A 13,862-nucleotide genomic window follows, 5' to 3' on the forward strand; every position below is an offset into this window, starting at 1 on the left:
ATGACGCATGCCTCCGCGACCCGCGTGCCAGACGCGGTCGATATTCTCGGGATCGATTCGCTGCTCTCAGATGAAGAACGCCTGATCCGCGATACCGTTCGCGAATTCGTGCGCGATCGCGTATTGCCCAACGTCGCTCGATGGTTCGAAGAAGGCATCTTACCGCGCGAGCTCGGCCGCGAGCTGGGCGCGCTCGGCTTGCTCGGAATGCATCTCGAAGGCTACGGGTGCCCCGGCGCCGGCGCCGTCGCTTACGGCGTCGCTTGCATGGAACTCGATGCGGGTGATGCCGGCGTTCGCAGCTTCTGTTCCGTGCAAGGCTCGCTCGCGATGTACGCGATCTATCGCTGGGGCAGCGAAGAACAAAAGCAGCAGTATCTACCCTCGATGGCCCGCGGCGAGACGATCGGCTGTTTCGGGTTAACGGAGCCGGATTTTGGGAGCAACCCCGCCGGTATGCGCGCGTTCGCGCGCCGCGATGGCTCCGATTGGATCCTCAATGGCACCAAACTCTGGATCACGAATGGTTCGCTCGCCGACCTTGCCATCGTCTGGGCGAATACCGACGAAGGTATCCGCGGCTTTATCGTTCCGAAACAGACCGCCGGTTTTGCCAGTTCCGACATCCATCATAAAATCTCGCTGCGGGCGTCGATCACCAGCGAACTGGTCTTTGCAGATTGCCGCATCCCGGGTGACGCGATGCTCCCGTTGGCAAAGGGCCTAGCGGGGCCCCTCGCGTGTTTGAACGAGGCGCGGTTCGGGATTATCTGGGGAAGCATGGGCAGCGCCCGCGCCTGCTACGAGGCGGCGCTCGACTACGCGAAGACGCGCGTGCAGTTCGATAAGCCGATCGGCGCCTTTCAGCTCACGCAGCAAAAGCTCGTCAATATGCTGCTCGAGCTCAACAAGGGCACGCTGCTAGCCCTCCACTTGGGACGCATGAAAGATGCCGGCCAACTGCACTCCGCGCACGTGAGTTTCGGCAAGCTCAACAACGTTCGCGAAGCCTTGAAGATCGCGCGCGAAGCGCGCACGATTCTCGGCGCCAACGGCGTGACGCTCGAGTATCCGGTGATCCGGCACATGAATAACCTGGAATCGGTCCTCACCTATGAGGGGACCAGCGAGGTCCATACCTTGATTCTCGGGCAGCACATCACCGGGCACGCCGCGTTCGCCTAACTCCGCCTATCGTCGCAGCCGCGAGCGCCGCGGAGCCGCCGGGGCGTCGCCGCGAAGGCCGCGCTTCGATCTCTGCACTTGACGGGGCTAGAGGCTCCTGGTATAGTGCCGAGGTTGTGGTCCACACCGGTCCGCGCTTCGTTGCGCGTGCCGGTAAAAAAATATAGGCAGTACGCCTGGGCCCGTTTACTAGCAACTCATCGAAAGACTAGGACGAGGATTATGAAGAACATCCTTGGCCGCAAGGTTGGGATGACGAGCGTCTTCACCGAAGATGGCCGGTATGTACCGGTTACGGTGATCGAAGCCGGTCCCTGCACGGTCGTGGAGCGTCGCACCAAAGAGAAGCATGGCTACGAAGCCGTTGCTTTGGGTTTTGGTGCGGTTAAAAAAGCTCGCGTCACCCGTGCCCTTGCCGGACATTTCAAGAAACAGGGCGTCGAAGCCACCCGCTTCGTACGCGAATTCCGCGACGACATCGAGGGCGTCGAAGTCGGCCAGACCGTGACCGTCTCCGGATTCGAACCGGGCGACCGCGTCGACGTGGTCGGCATTTCGAAGGGCCACGGCTTTGCCGGCGGTATCAAGCGCCACAATTTCTCGGGCGGCGGCGCGAGCCACGGCTCGATGATTCATCGTCAACCGGGTTCCAACGGCGACACCAACGCCGGCCGCACCGTCAAGGGTAGCCGTCGTCCGGGTCATTACGGCGTCGATCGTACGACCCACCAGAATCTGGAAGTCGTGCGTGCCGATACCGAACGCAATCTTCTTCTCGTACGCGGTCCCGTTCCGGGGCCCAAGAATGCCCTGGTCGTCGTTCGCGTAAGCGTGAAGACCAAGAAGGGTGTGCAGGCGTAAACGATGCCGAATATTATCGACGCACAGGGTAAAGTTGTTCGCGACGTGCAGACGCCCGCGATCTTCGAAGCCGACTACAGCAAAAAGGCGCACACGATTTTCCGCGCGGTCTACCGCGAGCTCGCGAACCCGCGCGCCGGCACCGCCTCCACCAAGAAGCGCGACGAAGTCGCCGGTGGTGGCCGCAAGCCGTGGAAGCAGAAGGGCACCGGTCGCGCCCGCCAAGGTTCGAACCGTTCGCCGCAGTGGCGTCACGGCGGCGTGGTCTTCGGGCCGCAGCCGCGCTCCTACGTTTCCGATCTCAACAAGAAAGAGCGGCGTTTAGCGTTTGTAGCCGCGCTCTCGGATCGCTTCAAGAACGGTGCGATCACGGTGCTGGACGCGAGCGATTTCAATCTCACGAAGACGGCGGAATTCGCCAAACTGATCTTCGGGGGCACGAAAGAAGCGAAGGTCGGACCGAGCACGCTGGTTGTCGTCGGATACGACGAGCAGGCCGGCGATGCGATCGCTCGCGTAGCCGGGAACCTCAAAAAGGTCGCGGTAACGCACAGCGGCGCGCTCGATGTGAAAGACGTGCTTCGCTACGAGCGGATCATCTTCACGACCGCCGCGTACGACGTGCTCACCACCGCCTACGCCGCCAACGGGGAGGCCAAGTAATGGACGCGCGCGACGTCATCATCTCACCGCGGATCACCGAAAAGGCCATGGCCAATGCGCTCGGCCAGCAGTACACCTTCGTCGTGCATCCCGCGGCGACCAAGACGCAAATCCGCCATGCGATCGAAGAGATCTTCAGCGTGAACGTGCTCAAGATCAATACCGTGAACGTGCGTGGTAAAGCCCGTAGCTCGGCGCGTAAAGGCGTTCGCTCCAGCGGTAAAGCGAGCGACTTCAAGAAGGCGACCGTCACCCTAAAGCCGGGTCAAAAAATTGAACTCGGCGGCGTCAACTACTTCGAGCAATAAAACATGCCAGTAAAGAAATATCGTCCAACCAGCCCCGGCCGTCGCTTCATCACGACGATGGATTTCTCCGAGCTTTCGAAAGTGGCACCGGAGCGTTCGCTCATCGAAGTCAGCAAGAAGCATTCGGGCCGCAACAACAACGGGCACATCACCGTTCGTCATAAGGGCGGCGGCACGCGCACGCAGTACCGCATCATCGATTTCAAACGCGGTAAGGACGGCATCCCGGCCAAAGTCGCCACCGTCGAATACGATCCGAATCGCTCGGCACGTATCGCGCTGGTGCACTACAAGGACGGCGAGAAGCGCTATATCTTGGCGCCGCTCGGCCTGAAGGTCGGCGACGTGATCGAATCCGGCCCGGCGGCGGATATCAAAGTCGGCAACTCGTTGCCGATCAAGAACATCCCGGTCGGTACGGTGATCCACAATATCGAGCTGCGTCCGGGTCAAGGCGGCAAGCTCGTTCGCTCGGCCGGCGTTTCGGCACAGTTGATGGCGAAAGAAACCGAGTACTCGCAGGTGCGCATGCCCTCCGGCGAAGTGCGCAAGATTCACGTGAACTGCCGCGCCACCATCGGTCAGCTCGGGAACATCGAGCATGAGAACCAGGTCATCGGCAAAGCCGGTCGCTCGCGCCACCTCGGCAAGCGTCCGTCGGTTCGCGGTATCGCAATGAACCCGGTCGACCATCCGCACGGCGGTGGTGAAGCGCGCTCGACATCGGGCCGCCCGCCGACCACGCCGTGGGGCCAGATGACGATGGGTAAGAAGACGCGCCGCAACAAGCGCACTACCAAGATGATCGTTCGTAAGCGGAGTGCCAAGTAATGGGACGTAGCCTCAAAAAAGGTCCGTTCGTCGCGGACCACCTTCTCGCGAAGGTTGAAAAGCTCAACGAGACGCGCGAAAAGCGCGTCATCAAAACCTGGAGCCGCGCTTCGACGATCGTTCCGACGATGGTCGGGCATACGATCGGCGTCCACAACGGCAAGGCGCACGTTCCGGTGTACGTCACCGAAAACATGGTCGGGCACAAGCTCGGCGAGTTCGCCCCGACCCGCAATTTCCGCGGTCATGGCGGCGATAAGGCTGGTGTGAAGTAATGTCGGATCAAGTGCAGCGCACCGAAGCGGTCGCGCATCTTCGCTTCGTGCGAGTGGGCCCTCGCAAACTGCGCCGCGTCGCCGATGCGATCCGCGGCTTGAACGTACGCGAAGCGCTCGTTCTGCTCAAGTTCGCCGGCGTGTATGCATCCGAACCGCTCGAGAAGCTCGTGCGTAGTGCGGTTGCCAACGCCGGTAATAACCACGACATGAACACCGACGAACTGTACATCGCGCGGATCACCGTCGATGGCGGTCCGGGCGGGCGGTTCACCAAACGCCTGGATCCGCGTGCTCAAGGGCGCGCGTACTTCAAGCGCAAGCGCATGTCGCACGTTACGGTGGTCGTGAGCGAACAGGCTCCCACCAAGACGCGCAAGCAGCGCCCGGGCGCATCGGTAACGGCCGCGCGCGTCACGCGCCGCGCGCCGGCAGCCACGCGCACCACTACTGCCGGCTCTGTCGATAAGGCGTAAGGGTTAAGTAGGAAGCATTATGGGTCAGAAAATTCATCCCGTCGGCCTGCGTCTAGGCATCACGCGTACGTGGGATAGCCGTTGGTTCGAGAAAAAACATTACATCGATTGGTTGCACGAAGACGTCGCCATCCGGAAGTATTTCGGTAAGTGGATGCGTTCGGCTGCGATCAGCAAGATCGAGATCGAGCGGCGTGCCAATCAGGCGCGCGTGATCGTCAACACCGCCAAGCCCGGTATCATCATCGGCAAGCGCGGCGTCGGCATCGAAGATATCCGCAAGAGCCTCGAAAAGCTGACCGGCAAGAACATCCAGGTCAACGTCATGGAGATCAAGCATCCCGAACTCGATGCGCGCCTGGTCGGCCAGAATATCGTCGACCAGCTCGAGAAGCGCATCGCGTTTCGGCGAGCGATGAAACAGGCGATCATGCGCACGATGAAGGCCGGCGCCCGTGGCGTCAAGGTGCAAGTCTCCGGCCGTCTCGGCGGCGCGGAAATCGCTCGCACCGAGCGCAATGCCGACGGCAAGGTGCCGCTGCATACGTTGCGTGCCGACATCGATTACGCACACGTTGAGGCGTTCACCACCTTCGGCCGCATCGGCGTCAAGGTGTGGATCTATCGCGGCGAAGTGCTGCCGGACCAGCCGCGCAACGAAGCGCGTCCGGACCGTGCCGGCGGCGAGCGCCCCGGATTCCGCGATCGTCGCGACCGCGGCGGCCGTGGCCGTGGCCCGCGTCCGGCTGGAGCCGGACCTGCGGCCGGCGGACCGGCAGTAGCAACTGCACCGCGTCCGGCCGTTTCGACGGACGAAACGGTGACGCCGGATGCTCCCGTTCACGAGCCGGTTGCACCCGTAATCCAACACGTCGCTCCTGCGGCCGAACCCACCGCGACGGTGGCCGAACACGTTGCTCCGGTGGCCGAGCACGTCGCTCCGGCGATCGAACATGTGGCGCCGGCTCCGGACGCTCCGCAATCCGAAGGGAGTGCGCAATAAATGTTGACCCCTAAACGCGTCAAGTGGCGCAAACAGCAGCGCGGTCGTATGACCGGGCGCGCGCTTCGCGGCAGCACGCTCTCGTTTGGCGAGTACGGCCTGCAGGCACTCGAGCCGTGTTGGATGACCAACCGGCAGATCGAGGCGGCCCGTATCGCCCTGACCCGTCACATCAAACGTGGCGGCAAAGTCTGGATCAAAGTGTTCCCGGATAAACCGGTCACGAAGAAGCCCGCCGAAGTGCGCATGGGCGCCGGTAAGGGTAACCCGGAGTTCTGGGTTGCCGTCGTACGTCCGGGACGCGTGCTGTTCGAACTTTCGGGCGTCACTCCGGACGTTGCCAAAGAAGCCTTACGGTTGGCCGCTTCGAAGCTGCCGATCGATACGAAGATCGTCTCGCGTGAGGAGGCGCAAGCATGAAGAAGAACGAGCTTGCGGAGCTGCGCGACCTAAGCGTCGCCGAACTGCAACAAAAGGCCCGCGAAGCCAAGTCGGAGTTGTTCAACCTGCGCTTTGCGTTGCGCACCGGGCACCTCACGGATTTCAGTAAAATTCGCGAGATGCGCCGTACCTACGCACAGATTCAGACAGCAATTTCCGAGAAGCGGATCGCCGAGGAGCAGCATGGAGCAGCATAACGAAGTGCGCGTCGAGAGCCGGCGCGTCAAACAAGGGCGCGTCGCGTCGAATAAGATGGACAAGACGATCGTGGTCGTCTCCGAAACGCGCGTTCCGCACGCTACGTACGGCAAGATCGTCCGCAAGTCGGCGCGTTTCAAGGCGCACGACGAAAATAACGAAGCCAACATTGGCGATTTGGTCCGGATCATGGAATGCAGACCGCTCTCGCGCGACAAGCGCTGGCGTCTGGTCGAAATCGTCGAGCGAGCGAAATAAGAAGTAATGATTCAACAAGAAACGCGACTCAAGGTCGCAGATAATTCAGGCGCCCGCGAGCTGCTCGTCATTCACGTGAGCGGCGGAAGCCGTCACGTCTACGCGCACGTCGGCGACGTGGTGGTCGGCACCGTTAAAAGTGCGATCCCCGGAGCTGCCGTGAAGAAGGGCCAAGTCGTGAAGGCGGTCATCGTGCGCACCTCGGCGCCGATCCGGCGCGCCGACGGCTCGGTCGTCCGCTGCGACGACAACGCTTGCGTCATCATCAAGGGCGACAAGGACAACCTGGACCCGCGCGGGACGCGCGTGTTCGGCCCGGTCATGCGCGAACTGCGCGATCGCGGCTTCCTCAAGATCGCCTCGCTCGCGCCGGAGGTGCTCTAAAATGTCCGATAAATTGCATCTCGTCAAAGGCGACACCGTGATGATTCGTCGCGGACGCGAGAAGGGTAAGCGCGGCGTTATCAAGGCCATCTTCCCGGCCGCCGGCAAGGCGACCGTCGAAGGCATGAATATCGTCAAGCGTCACACCAAGCAGGGCCAGCAGGGCGGAAACATGGGCAACGCTCAGACCGGCGGCATTATCGAGAAGGAAGCCGCGCTTCCACTCGGCGTGCTGCAGTACGTCTGCGAAAAGTGCAATCTGCCGACGCGCCTGCGTCGCGGACGCACGGCCGACGGCATCTCGCATCGCATCTGCGCGAAATGCGGCGAGCCCGCACGCGACTCGGCGAAGGGAGCATAACCATGGCATTACGTCTGAAAGAAAAGTACGAAGGAACCGTTCGCAAGCAATTGCAGGAGACGTTCTCGTACGCCAATCCCCACCAGATTCCAAAATTGGAGAAGGTGGTAATCAACATGAGCGTCGGCGAGGCGATCGTCAATCCGAAGGCGCTCGATAGCGCGCTGGCGGAGCTCGTTGCGATCAGCGGCCAAAAGCCGGTCGTCGCGAAGGCGAAGAAGTCGATTGCGGCGTTCAAGCTTCGCGAAGGCATGAACATCGGCGCGAAGGTTACCCTGCGCGGCGAGCGGATGTACGTTTTCCTCGATAAGCTCTTCAATATCGTGTTGCCGCGTATCCGCGACTTCCGCGGCTTGCCGGCGAAGTCGTTCGATGGGCGCGGTAATTACAACCTCGGCCTCAAAGAGCAGTTGGTCTTCCCGGAGATCAATTTCGATAAGGTCGATAAAGCCCGCGGTATGGACATCACGATCGTGACGACCGCGAAGTCCGACGAAGAAGCGGCGGAGTTTTTGTCAGCGATGGGGCTACCGCTCCAAAAGGGCTCGTCGTCGAGCTCGGGATTGAGAGGAAGATAAGCAATGGCTAAGACGAGTATGATCGTCAAGGCGAATCGTTCGCCGAAGTTTTCGGTGCGTGCACACCACCGTTGCAAGCTGTGTGGCCGCCCGCGCGGCTACCTGCGCAAGTTTGCCATGTGCCGCATTTGTTTCCGCGAGAACGCACACCGCGGTGTGGTTCCCGGCGTGACGAAGGCTTCGTGGTAAGGAGTTAACATGGCAGCCATTACCGATCCCATCGCCGACCTTCTCACCCGCATTCGCAACGCGAATACGGCCAACCATAAGTTGGTCGATATTCCGGCGTCGCGAGTGAAACAGGCGATCGCCCAGATTCTCAAGGACGAAGGCTTTATCGAAGAGTTCGAACGCGTGAACGAGGGCCCTCAAGGCACGATCCGCATCCAGCTCAAGTACGGTCCCGAAAAAGAGAAAGTCATCACCGGCCTGCGACGCATCTCGCGCCCGGGCTTGCGCGTGTACACGGCCAAGACCGAGATCCCGCGCGTGCTCGGCGGATTGGGCTTGGTTATCATCTCGACGTCTCAGGGCATCATGTCCGGCAAACGAGCGAAAAAGCTCGGCGTCGGTGGCGAAGTCCTGGCGTACGTCTGGTAAGCCGACCGTGATTCGTAGTAAAGAGGAAGTTAAGTAATGTCGCGTATTGGAAAGTTACCGGTCGCGGTGCCGAGCGGCGTCAACGTCACCCTCAACGAGGGCGAAGTTCACGTTAAGGGCCCCAAAGGCGAACTGAGCCAGCATATTCTCGCACAGGTCGTCGACGTGAAGCTCGAAGACGGCAAGGTGCTGATCGAGCGCAAGGGCGATGCGAAGCCGCATCGTTCGGCGCACGGTTTGACCCGCACGTTGATCGCTAACATGGTCGAAGGCGTAAGCAAAGGCTTCCGCAAGAGCCTGGAGATTCAAGGCGTCGGCTACCGTGCCGCCAAGGCGGGCGAGAAGTTGAACCTGACCCTAGGCTATTCGCATCCGGTCGTGTTCGAAGCGCCCAACGGCATCACGCTCTCGGTTGAGGGCACGAACAAGATTCACGTCGACGGCATCGATAAGCAGCAGGTCGGACAGATCGCTGCAAAGATTCGCGGATTGCGTCCCCCCGAGCCCTACAAAGGCAAGGGCATTCGCTATGAAGGCGAGACGATCCGCAAGAAACTCGGTAAGGCCGGGAAGGCAGGGAAGAAGTAATGGCGCGTATCTCTAAGGACGACGCGCGCCGCGCGCGTCACGTCCGCCTGCGCAAACGCCTGGCGGGCTCGGGCGAATGCCCGCGCTTGATGGTGCGCCGCACGCTCCATCACATCTACGCGACGTTGGTCGACGACGCGAAGGGGCACACGCTGGCGGCGGTTTCGACGCGCGATAAATCGGTCGCCGACGCGCTCGATTCCAATACCAATATCGGCGCGGCTAAAGCGGTGGGCGCGGCGATCGCGGCCAAGGCGAAGGCCGTCGGCATTACCGACGTCGTGTTCGATCGCGGCGGTTACAAATATCACGGACGCGTCCAGGCATTGGCCGACGCAGCGCGCGAAGCGGGGCTGAACTTCTGATGAATTATCGTGGTGGTCGCGATCGCGACAATAGTGGCTTCGAAGAGACCGTCGTCCGCGTCAATCGCGTGGCGAAGGTCGTCAAGGGCGGTAAGCGTTTCAGCTTCTCCGCGTTGGTCGTCGTCGGCGATCGCAAGGGTAAGGTCGGCTTCGCCATCGGCAAGGCCGGCGAAGTCCCCGAAGCGATCCGCAAAGCGGTCGAAGCGGCAAAGAAGAACCTCGTGACGGTACCGATGGTGGAGAAGACCATCCCGCACGAAGTTCGGCTGACGGTCGGCGCGGCGAGCGTATTGCTCAAGCCGGCCGCTCCCGGTACGGGCGTTATCGCCGGTGGATCGATGCGCGCCGTCCTCGAACTTGCGGGCGTGCACGACATTCTCACCAAGTCGCTTGGCAGCAACAACCCCATCAACGTCGTCATGGCGACGGTGGAAGCGTTGCGCTCGCTCAAGACGGCGGAACACGTCGCGTCGCTGCGCGGAAAAACCGTCAAGGAAATTTTCGCAGCGTAGCTTCAAACTCTCTAGTTCTCCAGTTAAGGAACGATGATCGTGGCAGAGTCTAAAAAGAGCAGCGGTAGCGCAAAGTCCAGCGCGAAGCCCGCTGCAAAGAAATCGACAGTCAGCGCCGGAGCGATCGCGAGCGGTTCGGTGATGAAGCTGGGCGCACTCAAGCCCGCCAAAGGCAGTTGGACGAAGCGTCAGCGCATCGGCCGCGGCCACGGCTCGGGCATGGTGAAGACCGGCGGCGAGGGCGGCAAAGGGCAGACCGTTCGCTCGGGCGGCGGTAAGGGCCCGGCCTTCGAAGGCGGACAGACCCCGTGGGCGCGTCGTCTTCCCCACAAGCGCGGCTACTCGCAAAAGGCTCGCGATATCGGCCATTTCCGCTCGCGTCTAGCGGTCGTCAACCTGCATCAGCTGGCCGGCTGGGACGTCTCGATCGTCGTTTCCCCGGAGACCCTCAAGCTGGCGGGCGTCTTGAGCGCACTGCTGGACGGGGTGAAAATCTTGGGCGGAGCCAAATCCGGCAAGTCGCTGCCGAGCGGTTTGCGTTTTACCGACATCCTCTTTTCTTCGAGCGCGCTCGAAGCGCTTAAAGCTGCCGGCGCGCAGATCGAAGGCCAGTAACTCGTGCTGACTAACCTGCGCGCGGCCTTGCTCGTGCCGGAGATTCGTAAGCGCGTCGGCTACGTGTTCTTCGCGTTCGCGTGGTTCGTCTTCATGATCCACGTGCAGTTACCCAACGTCAACGAAGCGGCGTGGCAACAGGTGTTGGCCAACGGCGCGTTCTTCAATTTGCTCGGCTTCCTCTCGGGCGGCGCGCTGCAAAAGCTCTCGATCATCGCGATGGGTATCACGCCGTACATCAACGCCTCGATCATCATGCAGTTGATGACCGTGGTGCTGCCGCAGCTCGAAGACATGGCCAAGAAAGGCGGCGAGGAAGGCCGCAAGAAGATCAGCCAGTACACGCGTTGGCTCACGATCGTCTTGGCGACGATGCAGGGCACCTTCATGGCCATCGCCATGCGGAACTACGGCGTGTTCTACGATCACAGCACGATGTATCTGCTGTTTGCGATCATCGCGATGGTCGCCGGGACGATGTTCCTGATGTGGCTCGGCGAGCAGATCACCGATAAGGGGATCGGCAACGGCATCTCCCTGATCATCTTCATCGGCATCGTGTTGCGCTTCCCGACGTATATCACGCAGACGCTCTCGCAGACTTCCAGCGGCGGCGAGTCGATCTTGAATCTGGTGATCTACGCGGTCGTCGCGGTCGTGATCATCATCTCGATCGTCTTCCTGTATCAGGGGCAGCGGCGCGTTCCGATCCAGCAAGCGCGCCGGGTCGTCGGACGCAAGATGTTTGCCGGGCGTTCGACCTATATTCCGCTGCGCCTGAACAATGCCGGCGTCATCTCGATCATCTTCGCGATCTCGATTCTGTTGCTGCCGCAGCAGGCGCTCTCGTGGTTCACCCACGGGCAGACGACCGGCGCGATGGCCAACGTCTCGAACTGGTTGAACTTGTACTTTAGCCCGAACGGGCTACTGTACAACATCGTGTACTTCTTGCTGGTCGTGATCTTCACGTTCTTCTACAGCTCGATCGTGCTCAACACCAGCGACATTGCGGATAACCTCAAGAAGACCGGCGCGTTCGTTCCCGGCATCCGTCCGGGCCAGCCGACGGTACAGTATTTCAACAAGATCCTGTACCGGCTCACCACCGCCTCCGCGATTTATCTCGGTATCATCGCCGTCTTGCCGGGCGCGATGCAGCGCGGACTCTCGGTGACGACCTTCTATCTCGGGTCGACCTCGCTGCTGATCGTCGTGGGCGTCGCGCTCGATACGATCAATCAGATCGAGGCGCGGTTAGCGATGCGCGATTATCGAGGTTTCATCAAGAAGTAATGCCCGGCGATATCGTTCTCTTAGGGGCACCCGGCGCCGGCAAAGGCACGCAAGCGCAGATCTTGCGGCAGCGTTTCGGCTATCGTCAGGTATCCACCGGCGATCTGCTCCGCGAGCATCGCGCTAACGGAACCGAGCTGGGCAAGGCCGCCGAGAGCTTCATGCAACGCGGCGACCTGGTCCCCGATAGCCTGATCATCAAGATGGTCGAGGGCGAGTTGCAGGGCCCCGGAGCGGTACTCTTCGATGGTTTCCCTCGCACGGTGCCGCAGGCGCAGGCATTAGACGCGCTGTTGGCCGACCGCGGCCGCGGGCTCCCGCGCGCGGTGTACTTCGCGATCGAACGGGCGGCGCTCGAAGCGCGGCTCCTCGGGCGCTGGACGAATCCACGAAGCGGCCGCGTCTATCACGAAACCTTCAATCCGCCGCGCGTCGCCGGGATCGACGACGAAGACGGCGGCCCGCTGGTGCAGCGTGAGGACGACAAGCCCGAAACGATTGCAAAGCGCCTGGACGTGTTCGAAGCGCAGACGATGCCGCTGGTAGCGTATTACGCGGAACACGGCGACCGGCTGGTGACCGTCGATGCGACGGGTTCGGTCGAGGACGTCGCGCACCAACTGATCCACGCGATCGGCGTGGAGCACGCGCACTAACGATGGTTACGCTCAGATCCGCGCGCGAAATCGAAGCGATGCGCCGGAGCGGAAGGGTTACCGCCAAGGTCCTGACCGACATCATGCATGCCGTGCGTCCCGGCGTTTCCACCCGCGACCTGGATCGGATCGCCGAAGAGGGCATCCGGGGTTTGGGCGGCGTCCCGACGTTCATGGGCTACCACGGGTACCCGGCCTCGATCTGCGCCTCGGTCAACGCCGAGGTGGTTCACGGCATTCCGGGCGATTACGTGCTGCAAGAGGGCGATCTGCTCTCGATCGATATCGGTACCACCCTGGACGGCTACGTCAGCGACACCGCGGTCACCGTGCCGGTGGGAGCGATTTCGGAGGAGGCCCAACGGCTGCTCGACGTGACGCAGGAGAGCTTGATGCTGGGCATCGCCGCGATGCAGGCGGGCAACCACCTGGGCGATATCGGCGCGGCCGTACAGGCACACGCCGAGAAACACGGGTATGGGGTGGTGCGGGAGCTGGTCGGCCATGGGGTCGGCACGGCGATGCACGAAGAGCCCCAAGTGCCGAACTATGGGCGGCGCGGGACGGGCATGGAGCTGCGGCCCGGATTGGTCCTGGCAGTCGAACCGATGATCACCCAGGGCGATTATCGGGTCAAAATCCTCAAAGATGGCTGGACAGTTGTCACCGCAGATGGTAAACTCGCAGCGCACTTCGAGCATACGATCGCGGTTACCCAGGACGGTCCGAAGATCCTGACGCTTCGCCAATTCGGCGAGCACCCGGATGCCGAGAAGTACCGTCCCTCGGAAGAAGCGATCGTTTAATTGTGCCCTTTCAAAAGTAAGTTGGGAAGATCATGAAAGTACGTCCGTCGGTCAAGAAAATTTGTGAAAAATGCAAGGTCATTCGCCGCCACGGTAAGGTGCGCGTGATCTGCGATGTCAACGCCAAGCACAAGCAGGTTCAGGGTTAACCACCCTCACACTCCGCAGGAATAAGGACAGGAAACAATGGCTCGTATTGCTGGTATCGATCTTCCGCGCGAGAAGCGCATCGAGATCGCCCTCACGTATATCTACGGCATCGGTCCCACGACCGCGTCGAAGTTGCTCGCGCGCGCCGGGATCAGCCCGGATCTGCGCGTCAAAGAGATGGGCGAAGACGATGAAAAGAAGTTGCGCGACGCGATCGATGCGCTCCAACTTCGGGTCGAAGGCGATCTTCGGCGTGAGGTACAGGGCAATATCAAGCGCCTGATGGACATCGGCTGCTATCGCGGCCTGCGTCACCGGCGCGGCCTCCCGGCCCGCGGTCAGCGAACCAAGACCAACGCGCGTACCCGCAAGGGACCCAAACGCACGGTGGCCGGTAAGAAGAAGGTCACCAAGAAGTAGAACGCTCTGCGGGCTCGGCAACTGCCGGGCCC

General features: G+C 61.5%; 24 protein-coding genes and 1 pseudogene. All 25 read left to right on the plus strand.

The features are described from left to right. The 25 genes and pseudogenes from VMW12_07170 (at position 1) to rpsM (ending at position 13,830) form a co-directional block, all read left to right on the plus strand. Entirely contained in the window at positions 1–1,185 is a 1,185-nt protein-coding gene (locus VMW12_07170; GenBank protein ID HUZ49504.1) for an acyl-CoA dehydrogenase family protein, read from the plus strand. A 219-nt stretch (positions 1,186–1,404) separates the two neighbouring features. Continuing rightward, positions 1,405–2,046, plus strand: a complete 642-nt coding sequence (gene rplC / locus VMW12_07175; protein ID HUZ49505.1) for a 50S ribosomal protein L3 — start codon at positions 1,405–1,407, stop codon at positions 2,044–2,046. A gap of 3 nt (positions 2,047–2,049) precedes the next feature. Next, the gene (gene rplD, locus VMW12_07180; GenBank protein HUZ49506.1) at positions 2,050–2,709 is read left to right on the plus strand and encodes a 50S ribosomal protein L4; all 660 of its coding nucleotides are present in this window, start codon (positions 2,050–2,052) and stop codon (positions 2,707–2,709) included. Then, positions 2,709–3,017 (plus strand): 50S ribosomal protein L23, encoded by a 309-nt coding sequence (rplW, locus tag VMW12_07185; GenBank protein ID HUZ49507.1) that lies wholly within the window; start codon positions 2,709–2,711, stop codon positions 3,015–3,017. The genes rplD and rplW overlap by 1 nt, the downstream gene beginning before the upstream one ends. Positions 3,018–3,020: 3 nt before the next feature. After that, positions 3,021–3,848: a 50S ribosomal protein L2 gene (gene rplB / locus VMW12_07190; GenBank protein ID HUZ49508.1), complete on the plus strand. Its 828-nt coding sequence runs from the start codon at positions 3,021–3,023 to the stop codon at positions 3,846–3,848. After that, positions 3,848–4,123, plus strand: a complete 276-nt coding sequence (gene rpsS / locus VMW12_07195; GenBank protein ID HUZ49509.1) for a 30S ribosomal protein S19 — start codon at positions 3,848–3,850, stop codon at positions 4,121–4,123. The genes rplB and rpsS overlap by 1 nt, the downstream gene beginning before the upstream one ends. Then, positions 4,123–4,599 carry a 50S ribosomal protein L22 gene (gene rplV, locus VMW12_07200; protein HUZ49510.1) on the plus strand — a complete coding sequence of 159 codons (477 nt, stop codon included), beginning with the start codon at positions 4,123–4,125 and terminating at the stop codon, positions 4,597–4,599. Before rpsS ends, rplV begins: the two co-directional genes overlap by 1 nt. Before the next feature lie 19 nt (positions 4,600–4,618). Next, a pseudogene (gene rpsC / locus VMW12_07205) lies at positions 4,619–5,248 on the plus strand (30S ribosomal protein S3). Positions 5,249–5,602: 354 nt separating this feature from the next. Next, on the plus strand, positions 5,603–6,022 hold the full coding sequence (rplP, locus tag VMW12_07210) for a 50S ribosomal protein L16 (protein ID HUZ49511.1): 420 nt from the start codon (positions 5,603–5,605) through the stop codon (positions 6,020–6,022). Next, positions 6,019–6,240, plus strand: a complete 222-nt coding sequence (gene rpmC, locus VMW12_07215) for a 50S ribosomal protein L29 (GenBank protein ID HUZ49512.1) — start codon at positions 6,019–6,021, stop codon at positions 6,238–6,240. The genes rplP and rpmC overlap by 4 nt, the downstream gene beginning before the upstream one ends. Continuing rightward, a complete protein-coding gene (rpsQ, locus tag VMW12_07220; protein HUZ49513.1) occupies positions 6,227–6,499 on the plus strand; it encodes a 30S ribosomal protein S17 in 273 nt (90 codons plus the stop codon). Before rpmC ends, rpsQ begins: the two co-directional genes overlap by 14 nt. Positions 6,500–6,505: 6 nt before the next feature. Further along, a complete protein-coding gene (rplN, locus tag VMW12_07225) occupies positions 6,506–6,883 on the plus strand; it encodes a 50S ribosomal protein L14 (GenBank protein HUZ49514.1) in 378 nt (125 codons plus the stop codon). A gap of 1 nt (position 6,884) precedes the next feature. Then, complete coding sequence (gene rplX / locus VMW12_07230; protein HUZ49515.1) at positions 6,885–7,244, plus strand: 50S ribosomal protein L24; 360 nt, start codon at positions 6,885–6,887, stop codon at positions 7,242–7,244. A gap of 2 nt (positions 7,245–7,246) precedes the next feature. Continuing rightward, on the plus strand, positions 7,247–7,822 hold the full coding sequence (gene rplE / locus VMW12_07235) for a 50S ribosomal protein L5 (GenBank protein ID HUZ49516.1): 576 nt from the start codon (positions 7,247–7,249) through the stop codon (positions 7,820–7,822). A gap of 3 nt (positions 7,823–7,825) precedes the next feature. Next, positions 7,826–8,011: a type Z 30S ribosomal protein S14 gene (locus VMW12_07240; protein HUZ49517.1), complete on the plus strand. Its 186-nt coding sequence runs from the start codon at positions 7,826–7,828 to the stop codon at positions 8,009–8,011. A gap of 9 nt (positions 8,012–8,020) precedes the next feature. Beyond that, entirely contained in the window at positions 8,021–8,422 is a 402-nt protein-coding gene (gene rpsH / locus VMW12_07245) for a 30S ribosomal protein S8 (GenBank protein ID HUZ49518.1), read from the plus strand. Between the two features lie 36 nt (positions 8,423–8,458). Next, entirely contained in the window at positions 8,459–9,010 is a 552-nt protein-coding gene (gene rplF, locus VMW12_07250) for a 50S ribosomal protein L6 (GenBank protein ID HUZ49519.1), read from the plus strand. Beyond that, positions 9,010–9,375 carry a 50S ribosomal protein L18 gene (gene rplR / locus VMW12_07255; protein ID HUZ49520.1) on the plus strand — a complete coding sequence of 122 codons (366 nt, stop codon included), beginning with the start codon at positions 9,010–9,012 and terminating at the stop codon, positions 9,373–9,375. Before rplF ends, rplR begins: the two co-directional genes overlap by 1 nt. Beyond that, a complete protein-coding gene (gene rpsE / locus VMW12_07260; protein ID HUZ49521.1) occupies positions 9,375–9,887 on the plus strand; it encodes a 30S ribosomal protein S5 in 513 nt (170 codons plus the stop codon). The genes rplR and rpsE overlap by 1 nt, the downstream gene beginning before the upstream one ends. A 39-nt stretch (positions 9,888–9,926) precedes the next feature. Continuing rightward, a complete protein-coding gene (rplO, locus tag VMW12_07265; GenBank protein HUZ49522.1) occupies positions 9,927–10,502 on the plus strand; it encodes a 50S ribosomal protein L15 in 576 nt (191 codons plus the stop codon). Between the two features lie 3 nt (positions 10,503–10,505). Continuing rightward, positions 10,506–11,798, plus strand: a complete 1,293-nt coding sequence (gene secY / locus VMW12_07270) for a preprotein translocase subunit SecY (protein ID HUZ49523.1) — start codon at positions 10,506–10,508, stop codon at positions 11,796–11,798. Beyond that, positions 11,798–12,454, plus strand: coding sequence for an adenylate kinase (locus VMW12_07275; protein HUZ49524.1), 657 nt, complete (start codon positions 11,798–11,800; stop codon positions 12,452–12,454). Before secY ends, VMW12_07275 begins: the two co-directional genes overlap by 1 nt. 2 nt (positions 12,455–12,456) lie before the next feature. Beyond that, a complete protein-coding gene (gene map / locus VMW12_07280; protein HUZ49525.1) occupies positions 12,457–13,260 on the plus strand; it encodes a type I methionyl aminopeptidase in 804 nt (267 codons plus the stop codon). 32 nt (positions 13,261–13,292) lie between these two features. After that, complete coding sequence (gene rpmJ, locus VMW12_07285) at positions 13,293–13,409, plus strand: 50S ribosomal protein L36 (GenBank protein HUZ49526.1); 117 nt, start codon at positions 13,293–13,295, stop codon at positions 13,407–13,409. Between the two features lie 37 nt (positions 13,410–13,446). Continuing rightward, positions 13,447–13,830 carry a 30S ribosomal protein S13 gene (gene rpsM, locus VMW12_07290; GenBank protein HUZ49527.1) on the plus strand — a complete coding sequence of 128 codons (384 nt, stop codon included), beginning with the start codon at positions 13,447–13,449 and terminating at the stop codon, positions 13,828–13,830. Positions 13,831–13,862: the final 32 nt, after the last annotated feature.

The organism is Candidatus Dormiibacterota bacterium (assembly GCA_035532835.1).
Classification (GTDB): Bacteria; Vulcanimicrobiota; Vulcanimicrobiia; order Vulcanimicrobiales; family Vulcanimicrobiaceae; genus DAHUXY01.

What these genes read in the sequence shown, in the direction of transcription:
- rplN (HUZ49514.1), top strand. Translation starts at nt 6,506, where the DNA reads ATGATTCAACAAGAAACGCGACTCAAGGTCGCAGATAATTCAGGCGCC.
- VMW12_07240 (HUZ49517.1), top strand. Translation starts at nt 7,826, where the DNA reads ATGGCTAAGACGAGTATGATCGTCAAGGCGAATCGTTCGCCGAAGTTT.
- rplF (HUZ49519.1), top strand. Translation starts at nt 8,459, where the DNA reads ATGTCGCGTATTGGAAAGTTACCGGTCGCGGTGCCGAGCGGCGTCAAC.
- rplR (HUZ49520.1), top strand. Translation starts at nt 9,010, where the DNA reads ATGGCGCGTATCTCTAAGGACGACGCGCGCCGCGCGCGTCACGTCCGC.
- rpmJ (HUZ49526.1), top strand. Translation starts at nt 13,293, where the DNA reads ATGAAAGTACGTCCGTCGGTCAAGAAAATTTGTGAAAAATGCAAGGTC.
- rpmC (HUZ49512.1), top strand. Translation starts at nt 6,019, where the DNA reads ATGAAGAAGAACGAGCTTGCGGAGCTGCGCGACCTAAGCGTCGCCGAA.
- rplX (HUZ49515.1), top strand. Translation starts at nt 6,885, where the DNA reads ATGTCCGATAAATTGCATCTCGTCAAAGGCGACACCGTGATGATTCGT.
- rpsS (HUZ49509.1), top strand. Translation starts at nt 3,848, where the DNA reads ATGGGACGTAGCCTCAAAAAAGGTCCGTTCGTCGCGGACCACCTTCTC.
- rplV (HUZ49510.1), top strand. Translation starts at nt 4,123, where the DNA reads ATGTCGGATCAAGTGCAGCGCACCGAAGCGGTCGCGCATCTTCGCTTC.
- rpsQ (HUZ49513.1), top strand. Translation starts at nt 6,227, where the DNA reads ATGGAGCAGCATAACGAAGTGCGCGTCGAGAGCCGGCGCGTCAAACAA.
- rpsM (HUZ49527.1), top strand. Translation starts at nt 13,447, where the DNA reads ATGGCTCGTATTGCTGGTATCGATCTTCCGCGCGAGAAGCGCATCGAG.
- rpsH (HUZ49518.1), top strand. Translation starts at nt 8,021, where the DNA reads ATGGCAGCCATTACCGATCCCATCGCCGACCTTCTCACCCGCATTCGC.
- rplW (HUZ49507.1), top strand. Translation starts at nt 2,709, where the DNA reads ATGGACGCGCGCGACGTCATCATCTCACCGCGGATCACCGAAAAGGCC.
- rplB (HUZ49508.1), top strand. Translation starts at nt 3,021, where the DNA reads ATGCCAGTAAAGAAATATCGTCCAACCAGCCCCGGCCGTCGCTTCATC.
- VMW12_07170 (HUZ49504.1), top strand. Translation starts at nt 1, where the DNA reads ATGACGCATGCCTCCGCGACCCGCGTGCCAGACGCGGTCGATATTCTC.
- rplP (HUZ49511.1), top strand. Translation starts at nt 5,603, where the DNA reads ATGTTGACCCCTAAACGCGTCAAGTGGCGCAAACAGCAGCGCGGTCGT.
- map (HUZ49525.1), top strand. Translation starts at nt 12,457, where the DNA reads ATGGTTACGCTCAGATCCGCGCGCGAAATCGAAGCGATGCGCCGGAGC.
- rplD (HUZ49506.1), top strand. Translation starts at nt 2,050, where the DNA reads ATGCCGAATATTATCGACGCACAGGGTAAAGTTGTTCGCGACGTGCAG.
- rpsE (HUZ49521.1), top strand. Translation starts at nt 9,375, where the DNA reads ATGAATTATCGTGGTGGTCGCGATCGCGACAATAGTGGCTTCGAAGAG.
- VMW12_07275 (HUZ49524.1), top strand. Translation starts at nt 11,798, where the DNA reads ATGCCCGGCGATATCGTTCTCTTAGGGGCACCCGGCGCCGGCAAAGGC.
- rplE (HUZ49516.1), top strand. Translation starts at nt 7,247, where the DNA reads ATGGCATTACGTCTGAAAGAAAAGTACGAAGGAACCGTTCGCAAGCAA.